Genomic DNA, 22639 nt, shown 5'->3' with positions numbered 1-22639 from the left:
GGCTCGCCATGCATGACACGCTGCGCGTTTCTGGCTAGCATTGTGGCCTAACACAGTTACGAACGAAGGAAAAGTCACAATGTCTGTCCGAATGATGCACGACGCACCGTCCGCGTGCGCCCACACGGTGGCCCAATTAGAGGAACGTATTACCGTCGCGAAGAACCAGGATTCGACGATGCTGCTGAACCTCCCCCGCAGCATCGACGAGCTGGCCGCCACCTCCCAGCCGAGCGGTGTCCTGCACCGCCTCCGCGGCCTGTTTAGCGCGTAGCGCGGAAGCGGCGTAGCCGCAGCGAGTTCGTCACCACGAACACGGATGAAAATGCCATCGCTATGCCTGCGAGCAGGGGGTTGAGCAGCCCGATGGCTGCCACGGGGATGAGCACCACGTTGTACGCAAAGGCCCAGAACAGGTTGCCTTTGATGGTGCGCAGCGTCGCGCGCGACAGGCGGATGCCGTCGGCGGCGCTGACCAGCGAGTTATTCATCAGGGTGATGTCGGAGGCTTCGATGGCCACGTCGGTACCGGCGCCCATCGCCATGCCGAGGTCGGCCTGCGCGAGCGCTGCGGCGTCGTTCACGCCGTCACCGATCATCGCCACGCGTTTGCCCGCGTCCTGCAGGCTGCGCACCAGTTCGACTTTGTCGGCGGGGAGTACGCCGGCGGTGACGTTGGCGGCGTCGATACCCACTTCCTTCGCCACGGCGAGCGCGGTCGCGCGGTTGTCGCCCGTGAGCAGGTGCGGCTCGAGCCCCAGCTCCTTCAGCTTCTCGACGCCCACCCGGGAATCTTCCTTCACGGCGTCGCGCACCGCGATCACTCCCGTGAGCACGCCGTCGACCTCGACAGCGACTACGGTCGCGCCCGTCGCCTCCATGGACTCAAAGGTCTCCCGGAATTCGCCAAGCTCAACGGTCGGTCTGCCGACCCGGACGTGTGTACCGTCGACGGTCGCGCTGGCGCCGATGCCTGGCTCGTTGCGGAAGTCGGTGACGGCGGCGCTGGGAGCGTCCTGCACGTGGGCGGCGATGGCGCGGGCAATCGGGTGCTCCGAATGCGCCTCCACCGCGGCGGCGAGTGCGAGGGCGTCGTTGCTGCCATTCGCGTCAACCACGGTCATTTCGCCGGTGGTGACGGTGCCGGTCTTGTCCATCACGATGGTGTCCACCTGGCGGGTGGACTCCAGAATCTCCGGGCCGCGGATCAGCAGGCCCAGTTCGGCGCCGCGCCCGGTGCCCACCAGGATGGCGGTCGGGGTCGCCAGGCCGAGCGCGCACGGGCACGCGATGATGAGCACCGCCACCGCCGCCGTAAACGCAGCGGCCACGCTATAGCCCAACAGCAGGTGCGCTACCAGGGAAACCGCCGAGATAGCGATCACGGTCGGGACGAAGATCTGCGCGATCCTGTCCACCAGCCGCTCTACCGGCGCCTTGCCTGCCTGCGCGTCCTTGACCAGTTGGCCCATCTGCGCCAGCGTCGTGTCCGAACCAACGCGCGTCGCCCGTACAAGGAGGCGCCCGTGCGTGTTCAGGGTCGCGCCCGTGACGTCGTCGCCTTCCTTGACGTCGACAGGAACAGACTCGCCGGTGAGCATTGAGGCGTCGATCGCCGAGCGTCCCTCGACCACCGTGCCGTCCGTCGCGACCTTCTCGCCTGGGCGCACCACGAACGTGTCGCCGACCTTCACGTCGGCGATCGGCACGCGCGTTTCCACGCCGTCGCGCAGCACAGTCGCGTCCTTCGCGCCCATGTGCAGCAAGTTGCGTAACGCCTCGGAGCTGCGCCCCTTCGCGCGGTTCTCGAACCAGCGCCCAAGCAGCAAGAACGTGATGACGACGCACACCGTCTCCAGATAGACCTCGTCCATCCCGGCAGAGTTCGGCGTCAGGCTCATGTGCATTCTCATGCCCGGTTCGCCCGCGTTGCCGAAGAACAGTGCATAGATCGACCACCCGTAGGCGGCCGTGGTGCCCATGGAAATCAGCGTATCCATGGTCATGCTGCCGTGACGCAAGTTCAACAGGGCATTGCGGTGGAACAGCGACCCTGCCGAGAAATACACCAGGGTCGTGGCAGCAAACGCCGCCCACTGCCAGTACGTGAACTGTAACGCCGGAATCATCGACACCAGCATCACCGGCAGCGATACCGCAGCGGACCACACGATGGTCCACAGGAGGGTGTCGCGCTCGGGTTCGGAGGGGGCGTCGGCAAGCGGCTCGTCGGCGTCGGTGAATGTGAACGCATCGTAGCCCGCGTTCCGGATCGTCTTGATCAACGAATCAGGGTCAGCGAGCGCCGGATCGTACTCGACGGTGGCGGTTTCCGTCGAAAAGTTCACCGACGCCTCGACCCCCTCCATCTTGTTCAGCTTCCGCTGCACCCGCGACGAGCACGACGTACACGTCATGCCCGAAACGCCGAGTTCTATCTGTGCAGTCGACATTAGAGTAGCTTGAACCCCGCTTCCTCAACCGCCTTATCGACGTCCTCCCTGCTCACCTCTGCACCCTCAACCACAACCTCGCCGGTTGTGTGATCAGCCTTCACCGAGGTCACGCCCGGGATTTCCCCGACCTCTTCCTGGATGCTGAGCTCGCAATGCCCGCAGCTCATACCCTCAACCTGGAATGTTTGCGTTGCCATGTTATTTCCTTCCTTCCTGCGGGAATCGCCCCGCACTTGTTAGTGTTGCATTAATAGCTGCCAAACTAGCAAAAAACGAAAAGGAGCTACCTAATGGCCACAACCGACCTCACTGAGGAAACATTCCAGGAAACCGTTCTCGGAGAGGGCATTGTCATCGTCGACTGCTGGGCGTCCTGGTGCGGCCCCTGCCGCCAGTTCGCGCCTGTTTACGAAAAGGTCTCCGAGAAGCACCCGGATGTGACCTTTGCGAAGCTCAACACCGAGGAATACCAGCAAGTAGCGGTCGCCCTGGATATCCAGGCGATCCCGACGCTCATGGCGTTCCGTGACGGAATCATGGTCTACCGCGAAGCCGGCGCCCTACCGGAGTCCGCATTCAACGACCTTGTCGAGCAAGTCAAGGCACTCGACATGGACGAGGTCCGCCGCCAGGTCGAGGCCCAAAACGCGCAGGAGGGACAGTAATGGCAAACCCATTCGTGAAGGGCTGGAAGTACCTGATGCAGTCCTTCGACACCAAGATCGACGAAAACGCCGACCCGAAGGTGCAAATCCAGCAGGCCGTCGCCGCCGCCAAGAAGCAGCACCAAGAAATCACTGAGCACGCAGCCGCCATCATTGGCAACCGCAACCAGCTCAGCATGAAACTGGATCGCCTGCTGAAGTCCCAGCAGGACCTCGAGGCGAAGACTAAGACCGCCCTCCAAATGAACGACGACTCCGCCGCCGAGGTCATCGCCACCCAGCTGGTGTCCGTCGAGCAGGAACTCGAGCAAACCAAGCAGGCCTACGCCTCCGCCGAGCAAGCCGCGCAGGAAGCTCAGGCGAAGCAGAAGGAATCCGAGGCGCGCCTGCAGGAGCAGCTCGCCCAGGTCTCCCAGCTGGAATCCCAGCTTGACCAGGCGAAGATGCAAGAGCAGACCACCAAGACCATGGACTCCCTCAACCAGTTCGGCGGCGACGACAACGTCCCGACCCTCGACGGCGTCCGCGACAAGATCGAGCGCCGCTACGCCCAGGCACTCGGCGAACAGGAGCTGGCCAAGTCCTCGATGACCGACCGGATGACCGAAATCGAGTCCGCTGGCAGCGATGTTGCCGCCAGCGCCCGCCTGGATCAGATCCGTGCTGAGCTTTCCGGCGGCAAGTCCTCCTCATCCGAGGCTCCGAAGGAAATCGAGTCCAGCGAGGACTAGGAAAACCTCAGCGCCGCAAACTGTAGTAACAGGATTGTAGTATTCCCCGAAAATGCGTTCGAAATGGGGATTACTACAATCCTGTTGCTCACATTTAGAAAAACCGCAGCGCACAACGCAAAAAGAACGCCCCTGCCCGACCTGAATGTGTCGGACAGGGGCCTTGCTGTCTCGAAAGTGTGTTAGCTTTCGCGGCGAATATTGATGAGTACGCCCCGGATGCCGGAGTGGAAGCCGTCGCGAAGGTTGACGCGCTGGGTTTCCGTCAGGGTGTATTCGTGCAGGGTTTCGCAGGCGAACTGGAGCAGTGGCCTATCGATCTCCGGTGGCAGACCGCCACCGGAAAGCATGTGGGCCTTGTCGCGCTGCTCGCTGGAGGCAGCGTTCTCGAACCACCAGGCTGCGTACTGTTGTCCCACGTCGTAGGGGGTTTGGAAGCCGGAGGACGTCCAGACTTCTTCTGGCAGTGGCACGTAGCGCGAGCGGAGCTTGCGGCGCGGCGCCATCATCGACGGCTTCGGTGCCGGCTTGGGGGCCGGTACATCGTCGGTGTCCTCGTCGGAGATGGTTTCCGGCTTCGGGTCCTCGGCAGGTGTTGCAGGTTCTGTCGGCTTGGCCGGTGCCGGTGGTTCCGTGGGTACCGGGCCAGGCTTTGGGCCGGGCTTCGGCATATCGGCAGGCGATGGGGTCGCCGGGGTAACTGGGGTTTCCGCGGCCGGTGGATCGACCGGCTGGTCCGAAGCAGGCTCCTCAGCGGCAGGCTCCTCCGGCGCAGTGAGTGGATCGGGTCCCAGGCCGGGTACTTCAGTGGGGCCCTGGTTGTCTTCGACGGGTTCGGCGTCGGCGATCGGGCGCTCCCGGATGCTGGGTGGGAGGGGCCCTTCGAGGACGCGGAGCTGCATGGAGTCTGCGAAGTCTTCGCGTGGGTCGAGGATGGTGGTGGTGTCGCAGGCGTGGCGGAGGGCGGAGGACATGGAGTCCCAGCCGAATCCGTAGAGGTGGACGCGGACGCCGTTGTTGGTGGCTTCTTCGACGCCGGGGATCATGTCGGCGTCGCCGGAGACCAGGACGAAGTCGCTGAATTGGCCACGCGTAGCGTTGATCACCAGGTCTGCGACGAGTCGGGTGTCGACGCCTTTCTGTGTGCGTCGTTCACCCCATTCGATGAGTTGCCCGGTGCGGAGTTGGACCCCGTCGCAGGAGCGCAGGGCGCGCTGGTAGCGGTGGGGTCCGGAGTCGGGGATGCCGTCGTACCACATTTGACGGTGGATGGGTTGGTGGAGTTGGTGGCTGATCATGACTCCGAGGTTGGCGACTACCTCGGGTAAGTCGATTTCTAATTGTGCTCGCGCGCCGATTTCCCATGAGTTGTAAAAGCTCGCCAGTAGGTAAGAAGTGTCGACGAACACCAGTGTGCGTTCAAGCATGGCTCCTAAATTCCGATTCTTTATTGTCGTTAAATTCTTTTCATCACAAGGCTACATATGTTTGTGTGCCTACTCATGCTAGTAGTTCAAGAAATTTCGTAGGGGTCCTTGCGAGCTACCTGACCACAGTTCTATAGTTAGTTAGTGCAGTAACTAACCAACGAGCTCGAAGGGAGGAATGGTGGTTGGAGATTCAGAGCCACTCTTCGTGCAGATCGCGAAGTTGGTGGAGGACCTCATCGTCGACGGGACACTGAAGTCGGGCGAGCGGGCACCGTCGACAAACGAGCTCGCAGCCTTCCACAACATCAACCCCGCGACAGCGCGCAAGGGCCTCGGTTTACTTGTCGACGCCCAGGTCCTCGAGAAGCGCCGCGGCCTCGGGATGTTCGTCACCCCGGACGCGCGCGAACGGATCCTGGAAACCCGCCGGGAAGCGTTCCCGGGTACGTTCGTCGCCCCTCTTATCGACGAAGCCGTCCGCGTCGGCCTGAGCCGCGACGACTTGATCGACCTTGTACATCGAGTAGCAGAAAGTAGAGGAATGTATCAATGAACGCCATGATTATCCGCGCCGATGGGCTAGAGAAGCACTTTGGTAAGAAGCACGTCCTCAACGGGGTGTCCTTCGACCTGCCGTCTGGCGGCATCCACGGGCTGTTGGGGCGAAATGGCGTCGGTAAGTCGACGTTGTTGCAGATTGTCGCCGGCCAACTGAAATCCTCCGGCGGCGCCGTCGAGGTGTTCGGCCTGGCTCCGTTCGATAACGCAGCGGTGATGGACCGCGTCGCGCTCACCGGCGTCGACGTCGGCTACCCGGCGAGCTGGAGCGGCAAGGACATTCTCAAGGGCGCGCAGCTGCGGTACCCGAACTGGGACGATGGGCTCGCGCGCCGCCTCATCGACGACTTCGACCTCGACGAGGCGCTCGGCACCACGTACAGCAAGATGTCGCGCGGCCAGCGCGCGATGGTCGGCAACATTGTCGGCATCGCCTCTGGCGCCGAGCTCACGCTTCTCGACGAACCCTACGTCGGCCTCGACGTCCACAACACCAACGTGTTCTATCGCCACCTCCTCGACGTGGCCGAGGACGGACGCACGTTCGTGATGGCCACGCACCATATCGAAGAGGCGTCGAAAATTCTGAGCAGCGCCCTGGTGCTGGGCCGCGACGGCAAGGTCAGCGCGCACGTGACCGCCGATGATGCCGACGCCCACGCCGAGCGCCTCGGCCTGCACAATCCCCTGCGACCTGTCGACTTTGGCGATGTCATCGAGCACCTCCTGGAGGTGAGCTAAATGCAGACCTTTGTTCGCCCCGGTTTCTTCCGCGCGCAAATACTCGCGGGCTCGAAATGGCGCTTCCTGCTAACGCTCTTCGGCCTGTTCATGGGCGCTGCCACCATCTTTGCCGACTGGCTGGGCAGTATTCCGCTGGTCATCACAGCCGCGACGATGTCCTCGCTCCTCCTCTATATGACCCTTATCCCCGAATCGAACGTTTTTCGCTCCTACGGGATGAACCGCAAGCGCGCCCTCGCGTACAAGCGCCGCGCCGCCCTCGCGGTCTGGGTCGTTCTTTGCGTGCCGACGCTGATCGTGAGTCCTTCGCTGTACGGGTTACTCGCCATCGCGCTGGTCACCGGGTGGCTCGCCCTATACGCAAGTAACGACGCCACCACCGGCGAAGAACTCAACTCTCCCGAGAGGGGATCGGCCATCATGGGGCTGCGCTTGGACCAGCCGCTGACGTTCCAGCTCTTTTGGAAGCAACCGCTCCTCCTGGCCGCCGCCTTTGGCCTCGGCTCGGTCGCCGTGCAGCTCGCGGTGCAATCGTTCATCGACAAAGAGTGGGGCCCGTTTATCGCAACCATCCCTGACCTGTTCCTTTTTGGCTCCTTCGCAGCAATCTACTCGTGGGGCGCAAGTTCGCCGACGACCGCACGCGCGTACGGAATCCCCCGGCGCACGTGGGGTTTGCATGGGCTGGGTGCAGTGGTGGTGTCCGCCGGGATCTACGTAGCGCTGCGTTCCCTTCCCACACTTTTCGACGCCCACACCCTCACCACCGCACCTGTCTGGGCGACGTTCATCTTGGTCCTCACCGGACTTGCGATGCCGTTGGCATGGGGGCGCAACCAGCTAGTGACGTTCATGGCCGTCATGATCCTCTGGCAGTTCATCCGCGACCCAGAGCCCTTGGCCTGGACGCTGCCAGTAGTTGGATGCGCATTGCTGGTGGCACTCGCGACGCTCACGCTGTACGTCGCGGGACGTGTAAACGGAGCCCAAAAGAACCCTGATATGAAGTTGTGAAAATGCTGTCTGAACTGGCGATTTGTGTTGTTGTTGGTGTGTGTGTAACTTTATGTGAGTCAGCGAGACCGACAACGCCCCGCCAGACAGACTCTTGAGAGGGTTGGATGGTGAGATGGCGGTTAGGAAAACTACCGCTGGCCGACATAATGAAATAGGTTCTGTGATGCGGCGCGTGTTTGCGTTGTTGAGAATGTTTTGTTAGTGTCAATCTTCGTCGCTTTGAATGCGCCACTGTGTTTTGTGGTGTGTTTGGGTGTGCGGTTGTTGTTTGAGAACTCGATAGTGTGCCAATGTACTTTTTATTTTTTTGATTGCATTGACTTTTGGTTGCGTGCTGTGTGCCATGTCTTGGTGTGTGCCGGCGGTGATGCTTGAACCTATGATTGGGTGTCACTGGTGTGGTGCAGATGCATGGTCGCGTTGACTTTATTGGTTGATGTGGTTGTGACTGGTCCTGTTTTGCCCCGTCGGGTTGGGACCAGTTTTGTTTGTACTTTACAGTTTTTGTAATTTTAGGATTTTGCCAGACACTGACTGTTGTTGGTGGTTGGTTTGTTTTTGGTTAGGTTTTGGGCTTTTCACGGCCTTGTTTCTTTCTGAAATAGTTTTTGTGGAGAGTTTGATCCTGGCTCAGGATGAACGCTGGCGGCGTGCTTAACACATGCAAGTCGAACGGAAAGGCCAGTGCTTGCACTGGTACTCGAGTGGCGAACGGGTGAGTAACACGTGGGTGATCTGCCCTGTACTTCGGGATAAGCTTGGGAAACTGGGTCTAATACCGGATAGGACAACTTTTTGGATATTGTTGTGGAAAGCTTTTGCGGTATGGGATGAGCTCGCGGCCTATCAGCTTGTTGGTGGGGTAATGGCCTACCAAGGCGTCGACGGGTAGCCGGCCTGAGAGGGTGTACGGCCACATTGGGACTGAGATACGGCCCAGACTCCTACGGGAGGCAGCAGTGGGGAATATTGCACAATGGGCGCAAGCCTGATGCAGCGACGCCGCGTGGGGGATGAAGGCCTTCGGGTTGTAAACTCCTTTCGCTAGGGACGAAGCTTTTTTGTGACGGTACCTGGAGAAGAAGCACCGGCTAACTACGTGCCAGCAGCCGCGGTAATACGTAGGGTGCGAGCGTTGTCCGGAATTACTGGGCGTAAAGAGCTCGTAGGTGGTTTGTCGCGTCGTTTGTGTAAGTCCACAGCTTAACTGTGGGACTGCAGGCGATACGGGCATAACTTGAGTGCTGTAGGGGAGACTGGAATTCCTGGTGTAGCGGTGAAATGCGCAGATATCAGGAGGAACACCGATGGCGAAGGCAGGTCTCTGGGCAGTAACTGACGCTGAGGAGCGAAAGCATGGGTAGCGAACAGGATTAGATACCCTGGTAGTCCATGCCGTAAACGGTGGGCGCTAGGTGTGAGTCCCTTCCACGGGATTTGTGCCGTAGCTAACGCATTAAGCGCCCCGCCTGGGGAGTACGGCCGCAAGGCTAAAACTCAAAGGAATTGACGGGGGCCCGCACAAGCGGCGGAGCATGTGGATTAATTCGATGCAACGCGAAGAACCTTACCTGGGCTTGACATGTAGCGGATCGCCGCAGAGATGTGGTTTCCCTTGTGGTCGCTATACAGGTGGTGCATGGTTGTCGTCAGCTCGTGTCGTGAGATGTTGGGTTAAGTCCCGCAACGAGCGCAACCCTTGTCTTATGTTGCCAGCACGTAATGGTGGGGACTCATGAGAGACTGCCGGGGTTAACTCGGAGGAAGGTGGGGATGACGTCAAATCATCATGCCCCTTATGTCCAGGGCTTCACACATGCTACAATGGTCGGTACAGCGCGTTTGCTACCTTGTGAGGGGATGCTAATCGCACAAAGCCGGCCTTAGTTCGGATTGGGGTCTGCAACTCGACCCCATGAAGTCGGAGTCGCTAGTAATCGCAGATCAGCAACGCTGCGGTGAATACGTTCCCGGGCCTTGTACACACCGCCCGTCACGTCATGAAAGTTGGTAACACCCGAAGCCAGTGGCCTGTCATGGGAGCTGTCGAAGGTGGGATCGGCGATTGGGACGAAGTCGTAACAAGGTAGCCGTACCGGAAGGTGCGGCTGGATCACCTCCTTTCTAAGGAGTTTTTTATTGTGGCTCACAGTTGTGGGCTTGTTTGTTGGTTGAGTCACCGTGGGTGTGGCTGCCAATTGTTGTTTCCGGGTGGAGACACACCAGCTACAGACTGTCATGCATTCGTGTGGTGGTTGTGGTTGTGGTTGCAGTGTGGCCGGGTTTTTGTAATCAAAAGAAGTAATAATTATTGTGTGTTGGTGCACTGTTGGGTGTCTGAGGCAGCAGTTGTGTTGTCTTGAATGATTCCGCGTGTTGATCATTGACTGGTTTGGTTGGTGGTTGGTGTGTGGGGTGTGTTGTGTGAGAACTGTATAGTGGACGCGAGCATCTTTATTCTTGTGGAAGAATTTTTTGATTGTAAGTTTGCCTGACAATAGATGATCATTGTGCGCTGTTTGTGTGTGGTGGTTGTTTGTTGTTTGTTTGTTGTGTGTTTTTGTTTTGTTACAAGGGCGTACGGTGGATGCCTTGGCATGCTTAGCCGATGAAGGACGTGTGAGGCTGCGTTATGCCTCGGGGAGTTGCCAACAAAGCGTTGATCCGAGGATGTCCGAATGGGGAAACCTGGCACTTGTTATGGAGTGTTACCTGCAGATGAATGTATAGTCTGTGTGGGGGTTACGCGGGGAAGTGAAACATCTCAGTACCCGTAGGAGAAGAAAACAATTGTGATTCTGCTAGTAGTGGCGAGCGAACGTGGATGAGGCTAAACCATGCGTGTGTGATACCTGGCAGGGGTTGCGCGTGTGGTGTTGTGGGCGATGATTGTGGGTATGCTGCCATGTACCCCTATGATGCGGCGTGTTAGCGGAAGTCACCTGGGATGGTGTGCCGGAGAGGGTGAGAGCCCCTGTACGTGAAGGCGTGTCGTGTTGTGGTGATTGTTTGCCCGAGTAGCAGTGGGCTCGTGGAATCTGCTGTGAATCTGCCGGGACCACCCGGTAAGCCTAAATACTAAGTGTGACCGATAGTGAATAAGTACCGTGAGGGAATGGTGAAAAGTACCCCGGGAGGGGAGTGAAAGAGTTCCTGAAACCGTGCGCTTACAATCCGTCAGAGCACCGCGTGTGTGTGATGGCGTGCCTTTTGAAGAATGAGCCTGCGAGTCAGCGGCATGTCGCGAGGTTAACCCGTGTGGGGTAGTCGTAGCGAAAGCGAATCCTAATTGGGTGTTGTAAGTGGCATGTCCTGGACCCGAAGCGGGGTGATCTACCCATGGCCAGTGTGAAGCAGCTGTAAGAGGTTGTGGAGGCGCGAACCCACTTAGGTTGAAAACTGAGGGGATGAGTTGTGGGTAGGGGTGAAAGGCCAATCAAACTCCGTGATAGCTGGTTCTCCCCGAAATGCATTTAGGTGCAGCGTTATAGTAGTTTGCCGGAGGTAGAGCTACTGGTTGGTTGAGCGGGACTATCATCTTAGCAACATCAGCCAAACTCCGAATGCCGGTTAAGTGTTCTATAGCAGTGAGACTGTGGGGGATAAGCTTCATAGTCGAGAGGGAAACAGCCCAGATCGCCGGTTAAGGCCCCTAAGGGTGTACTAAGTGGAAAAGGATGTGGGATCGCGAAGACAGCCAGGAGGTTGGCTTAGAAGCAGCCATCCTTGAAAGAGTGCGTAATAGCTCACTGGTCGAGTGGTTCTGCGCCGACAATGTAGTGGGGCTCAAGTACACCGCCGAAGCCGCGGCATAGTTTTTACTATGGGTAGGGGAGCGTCGTGCATGGGGTGAAGCCATACTGTAAGGGGTGGTGGACTGTGTGCGAGTGAGAATGCAGGCATGAGTAACGAGAGATACGTGAGAATCGTATCCGCTGGATGACTAAGGGTTCCTGGGTCAAGTTCGTCTTCCCAGGGTGAGTCGGGTCCTAAGGCGAGGCCGACAGGCGTAGTCGATGGTCAACGGGTTGATATTCCCGTACCCGTATGCATGCGACAAAGAGTGAAGCGGTGATACTAACCACCCTGAACTGGCAACATGCGCACCACTTGTGGTGTGTGGTTGTTGGTGATGCGTGGGGCCTGATCCGTGGTAGTTCAGTGATGGGGTGACGCAGTCAGGTAGCCGCGCCAAGTGTTGGATTACTTGGTGTAAGCGTGTGGCACGTCGACTTGTGAAATGCGGTCGATATTTTGTGTGAGGCGTGATGCGTAGCCCAATTGTGGGTGATGGTGGTGATCCTTTGCTGTCGAGAAAAGCCTCTAGCGATGTGTGTGTATGGCCCGTACCCGAAACCGACACAGGTGGTCAGGTAGAGAATACTAAAGCGGTCGGGTGAACTGTGGTTAAGGAATTCGGCAAATTGCCCCCGTAACTTCGGGAGAAGGGGGGCCCTTGCTGGTTGCATACCTTTTTCGGTGTGTTGCTGGTGGGGGTCGCAGAGAATAGAGGGGAGCGACTGTTTATCAAAAACACAGGTCCGTGCGAAGACGGTTAAGTTGATGTATACGGACTGACGCCTGCCCGGTGCTGGAAGGTTAAGAGGACCTGTTAGGACTCATGTCCGAAGCGGAGAATTTAAGCCCCAGTAAACGGCGGTGGTAACTATAACCATCCTAAGGTAGCGAAATTCCTTGTCGGGTAAGTTCCGACCTGCACGAATGGCGTAACGACTCCCCTGCTGTCTCAACCACAGGCCCGGTGAAATTGCAGTACGAGTAAAGATGCTCGTTTCGCGCGGCAGGACGAAAAGACCCCGGGACCTTCACTATAGCTTGGTATTGGTATTCGGTGCGGTTTGTGTAGGATAGGTGGGAGACTGTGAAGTGGTCACGCTAGTGATTGTGGAGTCGTTGTTGAAATACCACTCTGACCGTAGTGGATGTCTAACCTTGGCCCATGATCTGGGTTGGGGACAGTGCCTGGTGGGTAGTTTAACTGGGGCGGTTGCCTCCCAAAATGTAACGGAGGCGCCCAAAGGTTCCCTCAGCCTGGTTGGCAATCAGGTGGTGAGTGTAAGTGCACAAGGGAGCTTGACTGTGAGACTTACAAGTCGAGCAGGGACGAAAGTCGGGACTAGTGATCCGGCACCTACTTGTGGATGTGGTGTCGCTCAACGGATAAAAGGTACCCCGGGGATAACAGGCTGATCTTCCCCAAGAGTCCATATCGACGGGATGGTTTGGCACCTCGATGTCGGCTCGTCGCATCCTGGGGCTGGAGTAGGTCCCAAGGGTTGGGCTGTTCGCCCATTAAAGCGGCACGCGAGCTGGGTTCAGAACGTCGTGAGACAGTTCGGTCTCTATCCGCCGCGCGCGTTGAAACTTGAAGAAGGCTGTCCCTAGTACGAGAGGACCGGGACGGACGTACCTCTGGTGTGCCAGTTGTTCCGCCAGGAGCAGGGCTGGTTGGCTACGTACGGGAGGGATAACCGCTGAAAGCATCTAAGCGGGAAGCCTGTTTTGAGATGAGGTTTCGTTTGAGGTTCCCTAGAGATGATGGGGTTGATAGGCCGGATCTGGTAGCACTGTGAGGTGTGTAAGGTGACTGGTACTAATTACACCGAGACTAAAACAAAACACATGGTGTGCATTGTTTATGGTCAAGAGTTTTGAGTGTTCTTCCGCGAGAAGAAAAAGAGTGTTTGCGTCCACTGTGCAGTGTCTGGCATAACATGCCTGTGCTGATTATTTGAATATTGTCGTTGTTATCAACAGTATTGTGTTGGCACGTTGTGTAACGTGTCGGTGGTTGATGGCGGCGGGGAAACGCCCGGTCCCTTTCCGAACCCGGTTAGCTAAGCCCGCCCGCGCTGATGGTACTGCACCTGGGAGGGTGTGGGAGAGTAGGTTACCGCCGGCCTATAACTTCATTTTCTTGTGTGTGGTGAGTGTGTGTTGTTGTGGCACATACTCACCACACTTTTTTGTTTTGGTGGGGGTGTGGTGTGGCTCGGGTGTGGGGTGTGTGCACCAGATTCCTTTACGTAGGGGGCGTGAGCTGGGGAAACGTCACCGCACAGTCTCGAAGACCCGGAATGTGGTGCACAGCTGCCTCGGCTACCGTTGGAGACACACTATTGGTACTCCGAGAGGGTTTATGGCCAGGGCACCGATGGGTCGGTCGTGAAGTGGACGGCCTTGCTGGAGAGCGGGTCGGTGAAGGCAACGGAAATGCATTCCAACAGCATTGGTTTGGTGAAGTCGTCCTCCCCAAAAGGATGTGGGACGGGGTAGATAGAGTCGCCGATGATGGGCACCCCGGCATCCAACATCTGGATTCTCAGTTGGTGCGTGCGTCCACTGATCGGTTCGAGGAGATAGCGCCCGAGCGGCTCTTCCACTCCGTAGCGTTCTTGAAGCACTGATTCTTCGTTCGAAGGCAAACGGGACGCGCCAAGGAACAGCGTCTCTGAATTGGGTTCCGCGCCGCGGACAATCTTGGAAGCAATTTCGCCGTGTTCTTTGACGATGTGATGCCGCCAAGGTCCGGCAGGTAGCGAAGGATCATAAGGAGCAACCGCGGAATACAGGCGGCGGACTTCACGGCGGGCGAACATGTCCTGGTACGCCCCGCGGACGTCACGGCGCTTCGTCAGTAGCAACAAGCCACTCGTCATCCGGTCCAAGCGGTGGGCCGGTGTGAGCTCCTCGTTGCCGGTCTCGCGGCGAAGGCGGACGGTGAGGGTCTCGGTGATGTGGGCGGCTCGTGGCATCGTCGCTAAGAAGGGTGGTTTGTTGACGATGAGGACGTTGTCGTCCTCGAACACGACGGTGGGAATGAAGGGGACGGGGGTTTCGGGGGCGGGGCGTCGATAAAAGAAGACGTCCGTGCCTGGCTGCAAAATATCGTTGGGAGAGAGCGGGGTGCCGTCGCGCAGGACGACTTCGCCGACGGCGAAGCGCTGGAGGACGGCTGCGGCGTCGTCATCGGGGTGGCGGTGGCGCTGCCCCATGATGACTTCGGTGAGGAAGTCGCCGGCGGTAATGGGGGCGTCGGGGACGCGGACTCGTGACGCGCCGAGGCCATCGCGCGGAGGCAGTGGCGGGGGCGACTTCCTTCGTTTTCTACTCATGTCCTTTGCTAGATTAGTCGCTATGGATCTTGGAGCGATGTTGCAACCAGTACTGGCGTTCTTCAATGAAGGTATCGGGAAGGTGATCGCGGACGTGTTGCGAGCACTCTATGAGACGTTCTTCCCTGCGAACTCTGAGGGCGCGAAGCCCGTGGAAATTCCCAAATAAGGGCCACGATATCGATGTGGGTTTTGTCTACAATGGGGGTAGAAACTGCCTACCTTCTTGAGAAAGGGCGAAACACATGTCGAATGAAGAAATGGTCGTTGTAGCTGTGGACGGAAGCCCGGCTTCCCACAACGCGGTCCGCTGGGCGGCGAACACTGCTGCGAAGCGCGGCATCGCGCTGCAGCTGGCTGCAAGCTACACCATGCCGCAGTTCCTGTACGCGGAGGGGATGGTTCCGCCGAAGGAGCTGTTCGACGATCTGCAGAAGGAAACCATCCAGAAGGTCGAGGAGGCGCGTGACATCGCGCTTGAGGTCGCCCCAGATATCAAGATTGGGCACGCAATCGCGGAGGGATCCCCGATTGACATGCTGCTTGAGATGTCGCGTACCGCGACCATGATCGTGATGGGGTCGCGTGGCCTTGGCGGGCTTTCCGGGATGGTCCTCGGCTCTGTGTCTGGTGCGGTTGTCTCCCACGCAAGCTGCCCGGTTGTGGTGGTCCGCGAGGACAACAACGTGACGGAAGAGAATAAGTACGGCCCTGTCGTAGTCGGCGTTGATGGCTCTGAGGTTTCCCGCCACGCAACGGAGGTCGCCTTTGAGGAGGCGCACGCTCGCGGTGCGGAGTTGATTGCGGTGCACACCTGGATCGATACGCAGGTGCAAGGGCCGGGCGCTGGGTTCTCTGTCACGGACGAGCACTGGAAGGCTGTGCAGGAGGAGAAGGACGAGATCCTCAATGGCTACCTGGAGGACTCCGCCGCGAAGTACCCAGATGTGCAGATCCGCAAGGTGATTACGCGTGACCGTCCAGTCCGCGCACTGACCGAAGCCGCTGAGGGTGCACAGCTCCTGGTCACCGGTTCCCACGGTCGTGGCGGGTTCAAGGGCATGCTGCTCGGCTCGACGTCGCGTGCGCTGCTGCAGTCCGCGCCGTGCCCGATGATGGTTGTTCGTCCGAACGACTAATCTCGCGGCACGCAACCAAGTCCCAGCGGTGCCGTTCCCGGATCGTTACCTGTTGGTGTCCGAATCGTAGTGGCATTATGCCCGAATAGGAGGCACCATGGTCAGTAGACATTAAACGATCGTTATAGAAGGGAACGTAGACATGCTGGGACTTGGCTTTTTCGGCTGGATTATTATTGGTGGACTTGCAGGCTGGATTGCCTCGAAGATTAAGGGCAAGGACGCCGACATGGGCATCGGCCTGAATATTATTGTCGGCATTATCGGTGGTCTGATTGGCGGCTGGTTGCTGGCGAAGTTCGGAGTGGACGTCGACAATGGCGGACTCTGGTTTAGCTTCTTCACCTGCATCCTTGGTGCGGTGATCCTGCTGACCATTGTCAACTTTGTGAAAGGCAAACAACGCCAATAGCCAGTAGCGCGAAAAGCGCGTGATGTATGTACCGGCCGGAGGGGCACACCCCCGGCCGGTATTTTTCTTTTCAGAAACTACGGTACGCGGTATGGTGAACGTACTGGTTTGTCTACTAGAGATTTTGGAGGAGCAGTCGCGTGAGCAGCGGTACAACCAGCAAGGCAAAGAGTGCTTCCAGGAGGCGGAATCGTCCCAGCCCCCGGCAGCGGCTGCTGGACGCCGCCACGAAACTCTTCCAAGAAGAAGGCATCCGCGTCATCGGTATTGACCGTATTTTGAGGGAGGCGGACGTCGCGAAGGCGTCGTTGTACTCTCTGCTTGGGTCGAAAGACAACCTGGTCATCGCGTACATTGAGCGGCTGGACGAGGAGTACCGGCAGCGTTGGGCGGAGCGCACCGAGCATGTCTACGACGCGGACGGCAAGGTGCTGGCGTTCTTCGACATGGCGATTGAGGAGGAGCCGGACCGGGAATTCCGTGGCTCGCCGTTCCTGAACGCGGCGAACGAGTATCCGCGCCCGGACACGGAGTCGGAGGAGCGCATCGTTGCGGCGTGTAAGAAGCACCGCCAGTGGATGTACGACACGATTACGCACCTGCTCAGCGTGAAGAACGGCTACAACTCGGCCTCGCAGACAAATGAGCTTTTGATCTTCCTCGACGGCGGACTGGCGGGAGCCCGCTTCGTGCGCGATACCGCGCCGCTGGAAACCGCTCGTTCGTTGGCGAAAGCTACGCTTGGGACTCCTCCTGCTGACTATTCGATTTAGCCTCCCGCTGCACTTTCGACCGCTCTTTTTCGATGGCCTTTTTGGCGCGCTTTTCCTCGCGCTTGGCCTCGGCAAGGGCGGATTTTTCTGCGCGGATGTCGCGGCGAACCGCTGGGATGGTCGTTGGTCGCACGAGCGCGCCAGCCTTCTTGCGGCGCCAGGTCCGCTTGCGCTCCCGCTTCTCCCGCTTCTTTTCGACGTACGCTTCGCGCGCCTCGCGTACATGGTTGCGGTGAATCTCCTCGGATGGGAAACGCTTTACAAGCAACGCCCAGAGCAGAACGGTCTGTGAGGCAGTCCAGAAGTTGTTGACTACCCAGTACAGCAGTAGCGCGATCGGTACGAGGCCGAGCAGGCCCGCCGTGGTCAGGGACAGCGCAATGAAGGGGATCATCCAGTACAGGAACCGGTAGCTGCCGCGGGTGAACGCGTTTTCCCACTCGAGGGTGGTGCGGTTGCGGATCTGGGAGAGCAGCAGGTTGATGCTGGTGAAGCAGATGGCGGCGATGAGCATCGGGATGGCCAGGCCGCGAACGGCGTCGACCGTGGTGCCGAGGGAGGCAAACTGCTCGGGTGTCATGGAGACGTAGGCGGGGAGGGGGACGTCGAAAAGCGTGGTGTTGCGGAAGCTTTCGATCTCGTCTGGGGTGAGCAGGCCGATCCGGTGGGCGTCGCCGACGTCGGGGACGGCGAGCCAGTACAGCAGGCGGTACAGGCCGAAGAAAAACGGCAGCTGGATCATGGCGGGAACGCAGCCGGCGAGCGGGTTGTAGCCGTGCTCGCTGCGGAGTTTCTTGATGGCTTCGCGCTCCGCCTCGATGTCCTCGAGTGCGGTGGAGCTGCCGTAGCGGTCCGCGATGGCTTTCATGTGCGGGCGCATCATGTAGCTGGTGCGGCCTACCTTGTACGTCTTCCAGGAAAACGGTGCGATGGCGCCGCGCACTGTGATGACCAGCAGGATGATGGATGCGATCCAGGCGCCAGAGACGGGGGCGCCGAGGACGTCGGCGAGGAGCCAGTGCCAGAACTGCAGCACGGCGGATACGGGATAGACGAGGATTTCCATCATTCGCTAATGTTAGGCCATGGTTTACCAACAACCCAGACGCAAGGTGCGCGCCTCCCAGGTGTTCGGCGAGGTGCTGCTGACCATCGGGGCGTTGTTGTTGCTGTTCGCGTTTTACGAGTCCTATTGGACGAATATCGCGTCCGGCAAGATGCAGAACGAAGCGCAGGACACGTTGTCGGAGCAGTGGAAGAACCCGCGCCAGCTGCGCGCGCCACAGCTTGGCGACGCATTCGCGCGCATGTACATCCCTGCGTTCGGGTCGGACTACCAGTTCGCCATCATCGAGGGCACCGACGAGAACGAGTTGTTGGTGGGTCCGGGCCGCTACCCGGACACGCAGATGCCGGGCGAGCCGGGCAACTTCGCGGTGGCGGGCCACCGCGTGGGCAAGGGAGCGCCGTTCAACGACCTTGGGGCGCTGAACAGTTGTGACGCCATCGTGGTGGAGACACAGGATTCCTGGGTGACGTACCGCGTGCTGCCGATGGGCCTGGACCCGCAGGAGCGCCGGGACGTGGCGGCGGGCTGCGTGCCAGCCGAGATCAACGAGCCGATCGCGACGGGCGAGTACCGCAACGTGGTGGGCAGGCACATTACGCTGCCGGGAGACGTGAACGTGATCAACCCGATCCCGGAGCAGCCCTCCATTGAGGTGCGCCCGGACATGCTGGGCATGATCACGCTGACCACGTGCCACCCGCAGTTTTCGAACGCGGAGCGCATGATCATCCACGCCGTGCAGACTGAGGTGCTGGCGAAAACACCGGGCGAGCAAACGCTGCCGCAGGCGATGTCGGAGGTGAAATAGACAATGTATGGAGCACTTTGGCGGATGCTGCCGGGGCCTACGCCGGTGAAGTGGCTGCTCGCGATCGTGATCGCGGTGGCCGTGTTCTTCCTGCTGATGGAAGTGGTGTTTCCGTGGGTGTCGGCGCAGATGCCCTACAACGACGTCGCAGTGTAACGCTCTAGAGCTGCAGGTTCTTGATGGTCTCCTCGGCGACGAGCTGCGCCTTGATGGACTCGTCCTGGTTGGTGAACACGGTCACGGCCGTGTTGCCCTTGGCCACGGAGTAGGCGGCGCCGATCCGGTTGGGCACGGCGCCGCCGCCGTGGCGCCCGCCGTTCCACCCGGCTGGCTGGTTGGCGGGCTCGGTGTAGTCGATGGGTGTTGCCCAGTCGACTACGGCCATGGCGTCCTCGGGGCTGTCCATGTGCCGCACGATGACGGTCAGCTGTGGCTCGGGCGGGTAGGACCAGAACTGGCAGGCTGGGGGGTCGAAGCGGGCGTCGATACCTACGCCGGTGACGCGCTGGCCGTTGGCGTCGGCGACCCAGTCGGTGTCGAGGTATGGGCAGGGCTGCCACGCGTTGCGGTCGGTGGCGGGCAGGGCGTCGAGAGGCAGGGCGGCTTGTTGCTTCTCGACGCCCCCTTCGCCCGCGGGCGCCGGATCCGGGTCGGGGGCGGCGCACCCGGCGAGGACGCCAAATGCCATGACTGCTGCGAGGGTGGGTAGTGTCAAACGCATGGGTTCCAGATTAGCTGTGTTGTCGCCGGGCCCCGGCGAAACCACTGAGGTGCCGGTAAACCGTTCTTTGGATATCGGTATCACGGTGTTGTCGGTGTCGCTGGTGCTGGTGTCGCTGGCGGCGCTGGCGCGGATGTCGCTGGATGAGGCGCTGCTGCACATCACTCTGGTGACGACGTTTTCCTTCCTCCTGTTCTACGGGATGACCGAGATGCACTACTGGGCTACCCCGGGCCGCGTGCTGTGGCTCGTGGGGCTGACCGGCGTGTGGATGCTGGACACGACCATCTCCGTGGTTGCGATGTACTGGGTGTTCATCCTGTTCTTCGTGTACATGCGGGCGTTCAACGACTGGCGAGGTATTGCCGGGGTTGCTGCTGGGCTTGTGATCACGGTGCTGATACAGCTGCCGGATCATCTCACGCTGGGCAGCGTGTTGGGGCCGGCGCTGTCGGCGGTGGTGGTCCTGGCGATCAACTATGCCTTCACCACGATTACGAAAGTGAGCGACGAGCGCGCCGAGCTCATCAACGAGTTACTGGAGACACGCGAACAGCTAGCAACTACGGAGCGCGCAGCCGGTGTGGCGCAGGAGCGGGAACGGCTCGCGCACGAGATTCACGACACGGTGGCGCAGAACCTGTCCTCGATCCAGATGCTGCTGCACGCCGCGGAGCGCGACCTGTTGGCAACGGACCTTTCGGAGGAAGAGCTGGCGGCGCCGTTGAAGAGGATGGAGACGGCACGCAGGGCGGCGTCGAGAAACTTGGCGGAGACCCGTGCGATTATTGCGGCGCTGACGCCGGCGCCGCTGAGCACGACGTCGCTGGAGGAGGCACTGCGGCGCATCGCGGCGGACTTCGGTACGACGGGCGACATGGACATCGAGGTGGAGGTCGACGGTGAACCGCAGCAGCTGCCGATGCGGATCGAGGCCGGCCTGCTGCGTATTACGCAGGGCGCGGTGTCGAACGCGGTGAAGCACTCCGAGGCGAGCCGCATGCGCATCACGCTGACGTTTGGGGATGACGAGGTCCGCCTTGATGTGGTGGACAACGGCAAGGGCTTCGACGTAGCGAGCCAGGCCAAAAAGCCCTCAGGGTTAGGCCATTTGGGTCTCGATGCGATGCGTTCTCGGGCCGAGGAATTGGGCGGTGAGCTGGCAATTGAGTCCCAGCCCGGCGGGCCGACAGCACTTTCTGTGGCGGTACCGAGTAGTATCAAACAAAAGACTGACCAGGTGGAGAGGAAAACTTCATGATTCGTGTGTTGCTGGCTGATGACCATGAGATCGTCCGGCTGGGGCTTCGGGCCGTGCTCGAGGAGGCCGAAGACATTATGGTCGTCGGCGAAGTTGCCACAGCTGAGGGCGCGATCGCGATGGCGCAGGCCGGTGGCATCGACGTGATTTTGATGGACCTCCGCTTCGGCGCGGGCGTCGAGGGCACCCGCGTGACCACGGGCGCGCAGGCAACGGCGCAGATTATCGCCTCGATGACGAACCCGCCGAAGGTGCTCATGGTGACCAACTACGACACCGACGCCGACATCCTTGGCGCGATCGAGGCCGGAGCCGTCGGCTATCTGCTGAAGGACGCCCCGCCGGAGGAGCTCGTCGCCGCGGTGCGCTCCACCGCGCGTGGCGACGCCACAATGTCCCCGGTGGTGCGCGAGCGCCTCGAGACGCGCGACCGCACTCCGCGCTCCTCGCTCACGCCGCGTGAGCTGGAGGTGCTGCAGTTGGTGGCGGCGGGGTCGTCGAATAGGGAGATTGGCACGGAGCTCATGCTTTCTGAGGCGACCGTGAAGTCCCACCTCGTGCACATTTACGACAAGTTGGGTGTGCGTTCCCGTACTTCCGCCGTGGCGTCGGCGCGCGAGCAGGGCGTGCTCTAGTAGTAGGGGTGGGCTTCGTGGAACGCTTCCACGATGCCGAGGGGGATCTTGCCGCGGTTGGCAATGGGCAGGCCTTCGGTCTGCGCCCAACGGCGGATCTCGGCGGGGTCAAGGGCCCGATCGGTCGCGTCGCACGCCTCCCTAGCTGCTTCGACGTACGGCTTGAGCTGCGCCAGGAAGCGCTCCGCGTTCTCCGGCTTGAGGTCCAGCACGTAATTCTTCCCCTGTAACCCGAAGCGGATCACGCGAACATCCGCCTCGTGCAGGGGCGTGTGGTCCAGGTCATCGAAAAACTGGGTGATATTTTGCCGGGCCATGAAGGCTGTCCTTTCTCCGGTACTCCCAAGAACGATACTTGGGAGTAGTGTTCGCGTTTGGAGGAAGTCTAGCAAATACTTTGGCCAATAATATTAATTAAGTTTCTTCTGCACTTCCGCGGACAGTTTCTGCAGGTCTTCATCAATAGAGTTGTGTGCCAGGCGCTGCTGTACCGGGTTCATGTGCTCGGCGTTTTCCACCGCGGTCTGCAGCTCCGCGAGGCGGACCTTCGCGTCGGTGGCGAAGCCCTTCGGCAGCTCGGCGGTCTTGACCTGGCCCTCGAGGGCGTCGACGCGCGACTTCAGCTGCCCGCCGCGCTCAGAAAAGCGCGAGACCTCCTGGGAGGACAGGCCGACGCTCTGCGCGCGCTGTTGTACCTGCTTCTGCTGGTAGGACGTCCAGCCCTTGTAGAACAGCGGCAACAGCACCGGCAGGAGCAGACGGGTCGCGCCGAGCCACTGCTTGGCTTTCTTCTTCGTAATGCCGGATTCCTCAATGCGCTGCAGATGTGCCTTCGCTAGCCGCTCCTCGTGCTTGCGCTTCTGCTTCAGGCCCTGCTTCTCTGCCTTCAGCAGGCGCTTCTCGGCCTTGTCCAGCAGCTTTGCGGTGCGGAAGTCCTGCTTCGCCTCCTCCTTGGCAAGCTTGCGGGCGTGCGCCTGCGCGGCCTTAATCTCAGCCTTGGCCTTCGTGCGTGCTTTCCGGATGGATTTGAACAGTCCCATGCGAGTTAACTCCTTTACGCTTCAGCGTTCGTTTGGACACCAAC

Annotated in this window: 22 protein-coding genes and 3 rRNA genes; 17 read left to right on the top strand and 8 right to left on the bottom strand. The window is 59.9% G+C overall.

All coding sequences use genetic code 11. The features are described from left to right. Window positions 1-79 precede the first annotated feature (79 nt). Complete coding sequence (locus tag KBP54_RS10470) at window positions 80-274, top strand: hypothetical protein (RefSeq protein WP_070361729.1); 195 nt, start codon at window positions 80-82, stop codon at window positions 272-274. Here KBP54_RS10470 and KBP54_RS10465 read toward each other — a convergent pair. Both KBP54_RS10465 and KBP54_RS10460 read right to left on the bottom strand, forming a co-directional pair. Then, window positions 264-2453 (bottom strand): heavy metal translocating P-type ATPase, encoded by a 2190-nt coding sequence (locus KBP54_RS10465; protein ID WP_070361730.1) that lies wholly within the window; start codon window positions 2451-2453, stop codon window positions 264-266. The genes KBP54_RS10470 and KBP54_RS10465 overlap by 11 nt on opposite strands. Further along, complete coding sequence (locus KBP54_RS10460; protein WP_070361731.1) at window positions 2453-2653, bottom strand: heavy-metal-associated domain-containing protein; 201 nt, start codon at window positions 2651-2653, stop codon at window positions 2453-2455. The genes KBP54_RS10465 and KBP54_RS10460 overlap by 1 nt, the downstream gene beginning before the upstream one ends. Window positions 2654-2746: 93 nt before the next feature. On the opposite strand from KBP54_RS10460, the gene trxA reads away from it, so the two are divergent. Both trxA and KBP54_RS10450 read left to right on the top strand, forming a co-directional pair. After that, window positions 2747-3121, top strand: coding sequence for a thioredoxin (gene trxA, locus KBP54_RS10455; protein WP_070361732.1), 375 nt, complete (start codon window positions 2747-2749; stop codon window positions 3119-3121). Beyond that, window positions 3121-3852 (top strand): PspA/IM30 family protein, encoded by a 732-nt coding sequence (locus KBP54_RS10450; RefSeq protein ID WP_070361733.1) that lies wholly within the window; start codon window positions 3121-3123, stop codon window positions 3850-3852. The genes trxA and KBP54_RS10450 overlap by 1 nt, the downstream gene beginning before the upstream one ends. Before the next feature lie 182 nt (window positions 3853-4034). Here KBP54_RS10450 and KBP54_RS10445 read toward each other — a convergent pair whose 3' ends face one another. Beyond that, a complete protein-coding gene (locus KBP54_RS10445; RefSeq protein WP_070361734.1) occupies window positions 4035-5279 on the bottom strand; it encodes an NYN domain-containing protein in 1245 nt (414 codons plus the stop codon). 178 nt (window positions 5280-5457) lie between these two features. On the opposite strand from KBP54_RS10445, the gene KBP54_RS10440 reads away from it, so the two are divergent. From KBP54_RS10440 to rrf, 6 genes are all read left to right on the top strand, one after another. Beyond that, entirely contained in the window at window positions 5458-5835 is a 378-nt protein-coding gene (locus tag KBP54_RS10440; protein WP_070361735.1) for a GntR family transcriptional regulator, read from the top strand. After that, window positions 5832-6581, top strand: coding sequence for an ATP-binding cassette domain-containing protein (locus tag KBP54_RS10435; protein WP_070361736.1), 750 nt, complete (start codon window positions 5832-5834; stop codon window positions 6579-6581). The genes KBP54_RS10440 and KBP54_RS10435 overlap by 4 nt, the downstream gene beginning before the upstream one ends. Further along, window positions 6582-7598 carry a hypothetical protein gene (locus tag KBP54_RS10430; protein WP_070361737.1) on the top strand — a complete coding sequence of 339 codons (1017 nt, stop codon included), beginning with the start codon at window positions 6582-6584 and terminating at the stop codon, window positions 7596-7598. A gap of 610 nt (window positions 7599-8208) precedes the next feature. Then, window positions 8209-9725 (top strand): 16S ribosomal RNA (locus KBP54_RS10425). Between the two features lie 436 nt (window positions 9726-10161). Continuing rightward, window positions 10162-13241, top strand: a 23S ribosomal RNA gene (locus KBP54_RS10420). A 164-nt stretch (window positions 13242-13405) separates the two neighbouring features. Continuing rightward, window positions 13406-13524: ribosomal RNA gene (rrf, locus tag KBP54_RS10415) — 5S ribosomal RNA — on the top strand. The 16S, 23S and 5S rRNA genes sit together here, the layout of an rRNA operon. Window positions 13525-13759: 235 nt before the next feature. Here rrf and KBP54_RS10410 read toward each other — a convergent pair. Beyond that, window positions 13760-14737 carry a pseudouridine synthase gene (locus tag KBP54_RS10410; protein ID WP_070361738.1) on the bottom strand — a complete coding sequence of 326 codons (978 nt, stop codon included), beginning with the start codon at window positions 14735-14737 and terminating at the stop codon, window positions 13760-13762. Window positions 14738-14759: 22 nt separating this feature from the next. Here KBP54_RS10410 and KBP54_RS10405 point away from each other — a divergent pair, with 22 nt between their 5' ends. The 4 genes from KBP54_RS10405 to KBP54_RS10390 all read left to right on the top strand — a co-directional run bounded on the left by KBP54_RS10405 (window position 14760) and on the right by KBP54_RS10390 (window position 17061). Further along, on the top strand, window positions 14760-14906 hold the full coding sequence (locus KBP54_RS10405) for a hypothetical protein (RefSeq protein ID WP_168156154.1): 147 nt from the start codon (window positions 14760-14762) through the stop codon (window positions 14904-14906). A gap of 76 nt (window positions 14907-14982) precedes the next feature. After that, window positions 14983-15876 (top strand): universal stress protein, encoded by an 894-nt coding sequence (locus KBP54_RS10400; RefSeq protein WP_070361739.1) that lies wholly within the window; start codon window positions 14983-14985, stop codon window positions 15874-15876. A 142-nt stretch (window positions 15877-16018) separates the two neighbouring features. Continuing rightward, window positions 16019-16288, top strand: a complete 270-nt coding sequence (locus KBP54_RS10395; RefSeq protein ID WP_070361740.1) for a GlsB/YeaQ/YmgE family stress response membrane protein — start codon at window positions 16019-16021, stop codon at window positions 16286-16288. A 140-nt stretch (window positions 16289-16428) separates the two neighbouring features. Continuing rightward, entirely contained in the window at window positions 16429-17061 is a 633-nt protein-coding gene (locus KBP54_RS10390) for a TetR/AcrR family transcriptional regulator (RefSeq protein WP_070361741.1), read from the top strand. Here the strand turns inward: KBP54_RS10390 and yidC are convergent. Then, window positions 17024-18130 (bottom strand): membrane protein insertase YidC, encoded by a 1107-nt coding sequence (gene yidC, locus KBP54_RS10385; protein ID WP_070361742.1) that lies wholly within the window; start codon window positions 18128-18130, stop codon window positions 17024-17026. The genes KBP54_RS10390 and yidC overlap by 38 nt on opposite strands. A gap of 16 nt (window positions 18131-18146) precedes the next feature. Here yidC and KBP54_RS10380 point away from each other — a divergent pair, with 16 nt between their 5' ends. Further along, window positions 18147-18938: a class E sortase gene (locus KBP54_RS10380; protein WP_070361743.1), complete on the top strand. Its 792-nt coding sequence runs from the start codon at window positions 18147-18149 to the stop codon at window positions 18936-18938. A gap of 3 nt (window positions 18939-18941) precedes the next feature. Beyond that, window positions 18942-19094 carry a hypothetical protein gene (locus KBP54_RS10375; RefSeq protein ID WP_168156155.1) on the top strand — a complete coding sequence of 51 codons (153 nt, stop codon included), beginning with the start codon at window positions 18942-18944 and terminating at the stop codon, window positions 19092-19094. A 4-nt stretch (window positions 19095-19098) separates the two neighbouring features. Here KBP54_RS10375 and KBP54_RS10370 read toward each other — a convergent pair whose 3' ends face one another. Beyond that, window positions 19099-19659, bottom strand: a complete 561-nt coding sequence (locus KBP54_RS10370) for a DUF2020 domain-containing protein (protein ID WP_083291002.1) — start codon at window positions 19657-19659, stop codon at window positions 19099-19101. Here KBP54_RS10370 and KBP54_RS10365 point away from each other — a divergent pair. Both KBP54_RS10365 and KBP54_RS10360 read left to right on the top strand, forming a co-directional pair. Next, entirely contained in the window at window positions 19658-20920 is a 1263-nt protein-coding gene (locus KBP54_RS10365; RefSeq protein WP_070361744.1) for a sensor histidine kinase, read from the top strand. The genes KBP54_RS10370 and KBP54_RS10365 overlap by 2 nt on opposite strands. Further along, on the top strand, window positions 20917-21555 hold the full coding sequence (locus KBP54_RS10360; RefSeq protein ID WP_070361745.1) for a LuxR C-terminal-related transcriptional regulator: 639 nt from the start codon (window positions 20917-20919) through the stop codon (window positions 21553-21555). The genes KBP54_RS10365 and KBP54_RS10360 overlap by 4 nt, the downstream gene beginning before the upstream one ends. Here KBP54_RS10360 and KBP54_RS10355 read toward each other — a convergent pair. Continuing rightward, window positions 21552-21872: a histone-like nucleoid-structuring protein Lsr2 gene (locus tag KBP54_RS10355; protein ID WP_070361746.1), complete on the bottom strand. Its 321-nt coding sequence runs from the start codon at window positions 21870-21872 to the stop codon at window positions 21552-21554. The two genes, KBP54_RS10360 and KBP54_RS10355, sit on opposite strands and share 4 nt — an antisense overlap. 93 nt (window positions 21873-21965) lie before the next feature. Beyond that, window positions 21966-22595: a DUF6474 family protein gene (locus KBP54_RS10350; RefSeq protein WP_070361747.1), complete on the bottom strand. Its 630-nt coding sequence runs from the start codon at window positions 22593-22595 to the stop codon at window positions 21966-21968. Window positions 22596-22639: the final 44 nt, after the last annotated feature.

This window comes from Corynebacterium pseudogenitalium (genome assembly GCF_024453815.1).
Classification (GTDB): Bacteria; Actinomycetota; Actinomycetes; order Mycobacteriales; family Mycobacteriaceae; genus Corynebacterium; species Corynebacterium pseudogenitalium.
Note: the sequence above shows the minus strand (reverse complement) of the source record. Positions and strands in the feature narration are given on the sequence as shown.

What these genes read in the sequence shown, in the direction of transcription:
- KBP54_RS10470 (WP_070361729.1), top strand. Translation starts at nt 80, where the DNA reads ATGTCTGTCCGAATGATGCACGACGCACCGTCCGCGTGCGCCCACACG.
- KBP54_RS10465 (WP_070361730.1), bottom strand. Translation starts at nt 2,453, where the DNA reads ATGTCGACTGCACAGATAGAACTCGGCGTTTCGGGCATGACGTGTACG.
- KBP54_RS10460 (WP_070361731.1), bottom strand. Translation starts at nt 2,653, where the DNA reads ATGGCAACGCAAACATTCCAGGTTGAGGGTATGAGCTGCGGGCATTGC.
- trxA (WP_070361732.1), top strand. Translation starts at nt 2,747, where the DNA reads ATGGCCACAACCGACCTCACTGAGGAAACATTCCAGGAAACCGTTCTC.
- KBP54_RS10450 (WP_070361733.1), top strand. Translation starts at nt 3,121, where the DNA reads ATGGCAAACCCATTCGTGAAGGGCTGGAAGTACCTGATGCAGTCCTTC.
- KBP54_RS10445 (WP_070361734.1), bottom strand. Translation starts at nt 5,279, where the DNA reads ATGCTTGAACGCACACTGGTGTTCGTCGACACTTCTTACCTACTGGCG.
- KBP54_RS10440 (WP_070361735.1), top strand. Translation starts at nt 5,458, where the DNA reads ATGGTGGTTGGAGATTCAGAGCCACTCTTCGTGCAGATCGCGAAGTTG.
- KBP54_RS10435 (WP_070361736.1), top strand. Translation starts at nt 5,832, where the DNA reads ATGAACGCCATGATTATCCGCGCCGATGGGCTAGAGAAGCACTTTGGT.
- KBP54_RS10430 (WP_070361737.1), top strand. Translation starts at nt 6,582, where the DNA reads ATGCAGACCTTTGTTCGCCCCGGTTTCTTCCGCGCGCAAATACTCGCG.
- KBP54_RS10410 (WP_070361738.1), bottom strand. Translation starts at nt 14,737, where the DNA reads ATGAGTAGAAAACGAAGGAAGTCGCCCCCGCCACTGCCTCCGCGCGAT.
- KBP54_RS10405 (WP_168156154.1), top strand. Translation starts at nt 14,760, where the DNA reads ATGGATCTTGGAGCGATGTTGCAACCAGTACTGGCGTTCTTCAATGAA.
- KBP54_RS10400 (WP_070361739.1), top strand. Translation starts at nt 14,983, where the DNA reads ATGTCGAATGAAGAAATGGTCGTTGTAGCTGTGGACGGAAGCCCGGCT.
- KBP54_RS10395 (WP_070361740.1), top strand. Translation starts at nt 16,019, where the DNA reads ATGCTGGGACTTGGCTTTTTCGGCTGGATTATTATTGGTGGACTTGCA.
- yidC (WP_070361742.1), bottom strand. Translation starts at nt 18,130, where the DNA reads ATGATGGAAATCCTCGTCTATCCCGTATCCGCCGTGCTGCAGTTCTGG.
- KBP54_RS10380 (WP_070361743.1), top strand. Translation starts at nt 18,147, where the DNA reads ATGGTTTACCAACAACCCAGACGCAAGGTGCGCGCCTCCCAGGTGTTC.
- KBP54_RS10375 (WP_168156155.1), top strand. Translation starts at nt 18,942, where the DNA reads ATGTATGGAGCACTTTGGCGGATGCTGCCGGGGCCTACGCCGGTGAAG.
- KBP54_RS10365 (WP_070361744.1), top strand. Translation starts at nt 19,658, where the DNA reads ATGGGTTCCAGATTAGCTGTGTTGTCGCCGGGCCCCGGCGAAACCACT.
- KBP54_RS10370 (WP_083291002.1), bottom strand. Translation starts at nt 19,659, where the DNA reads ATGCGTTTGACACTACCCACCCTCGCAGCAGTCATGGCATTTGGCGTC.
- KBP54_RS10360 (WP_070361745.1), top strand. Translation starts at nt 20,917, where the DNA reads ATGATTCGTGTGTTGCTGGCTGATGACCATGAGATCGTCCGGCTGGGG.
- KBP54_RS10355 (WP_070361746.1), bottom strand. Translation starts at nt 21,872, where the DNA reads ATGGCCCGGCAAAATATCACCCAGTTTTTCGATGACCTGGACCACACG.
- KBP54_RS10350 (WP_070361747.1), bottom strand. Translation starts at nt 22,595, where the DNA reads ATGGGACTGTTCAAATCCATCCGGAAAGCACGCACGAAGGCCAAGGCT.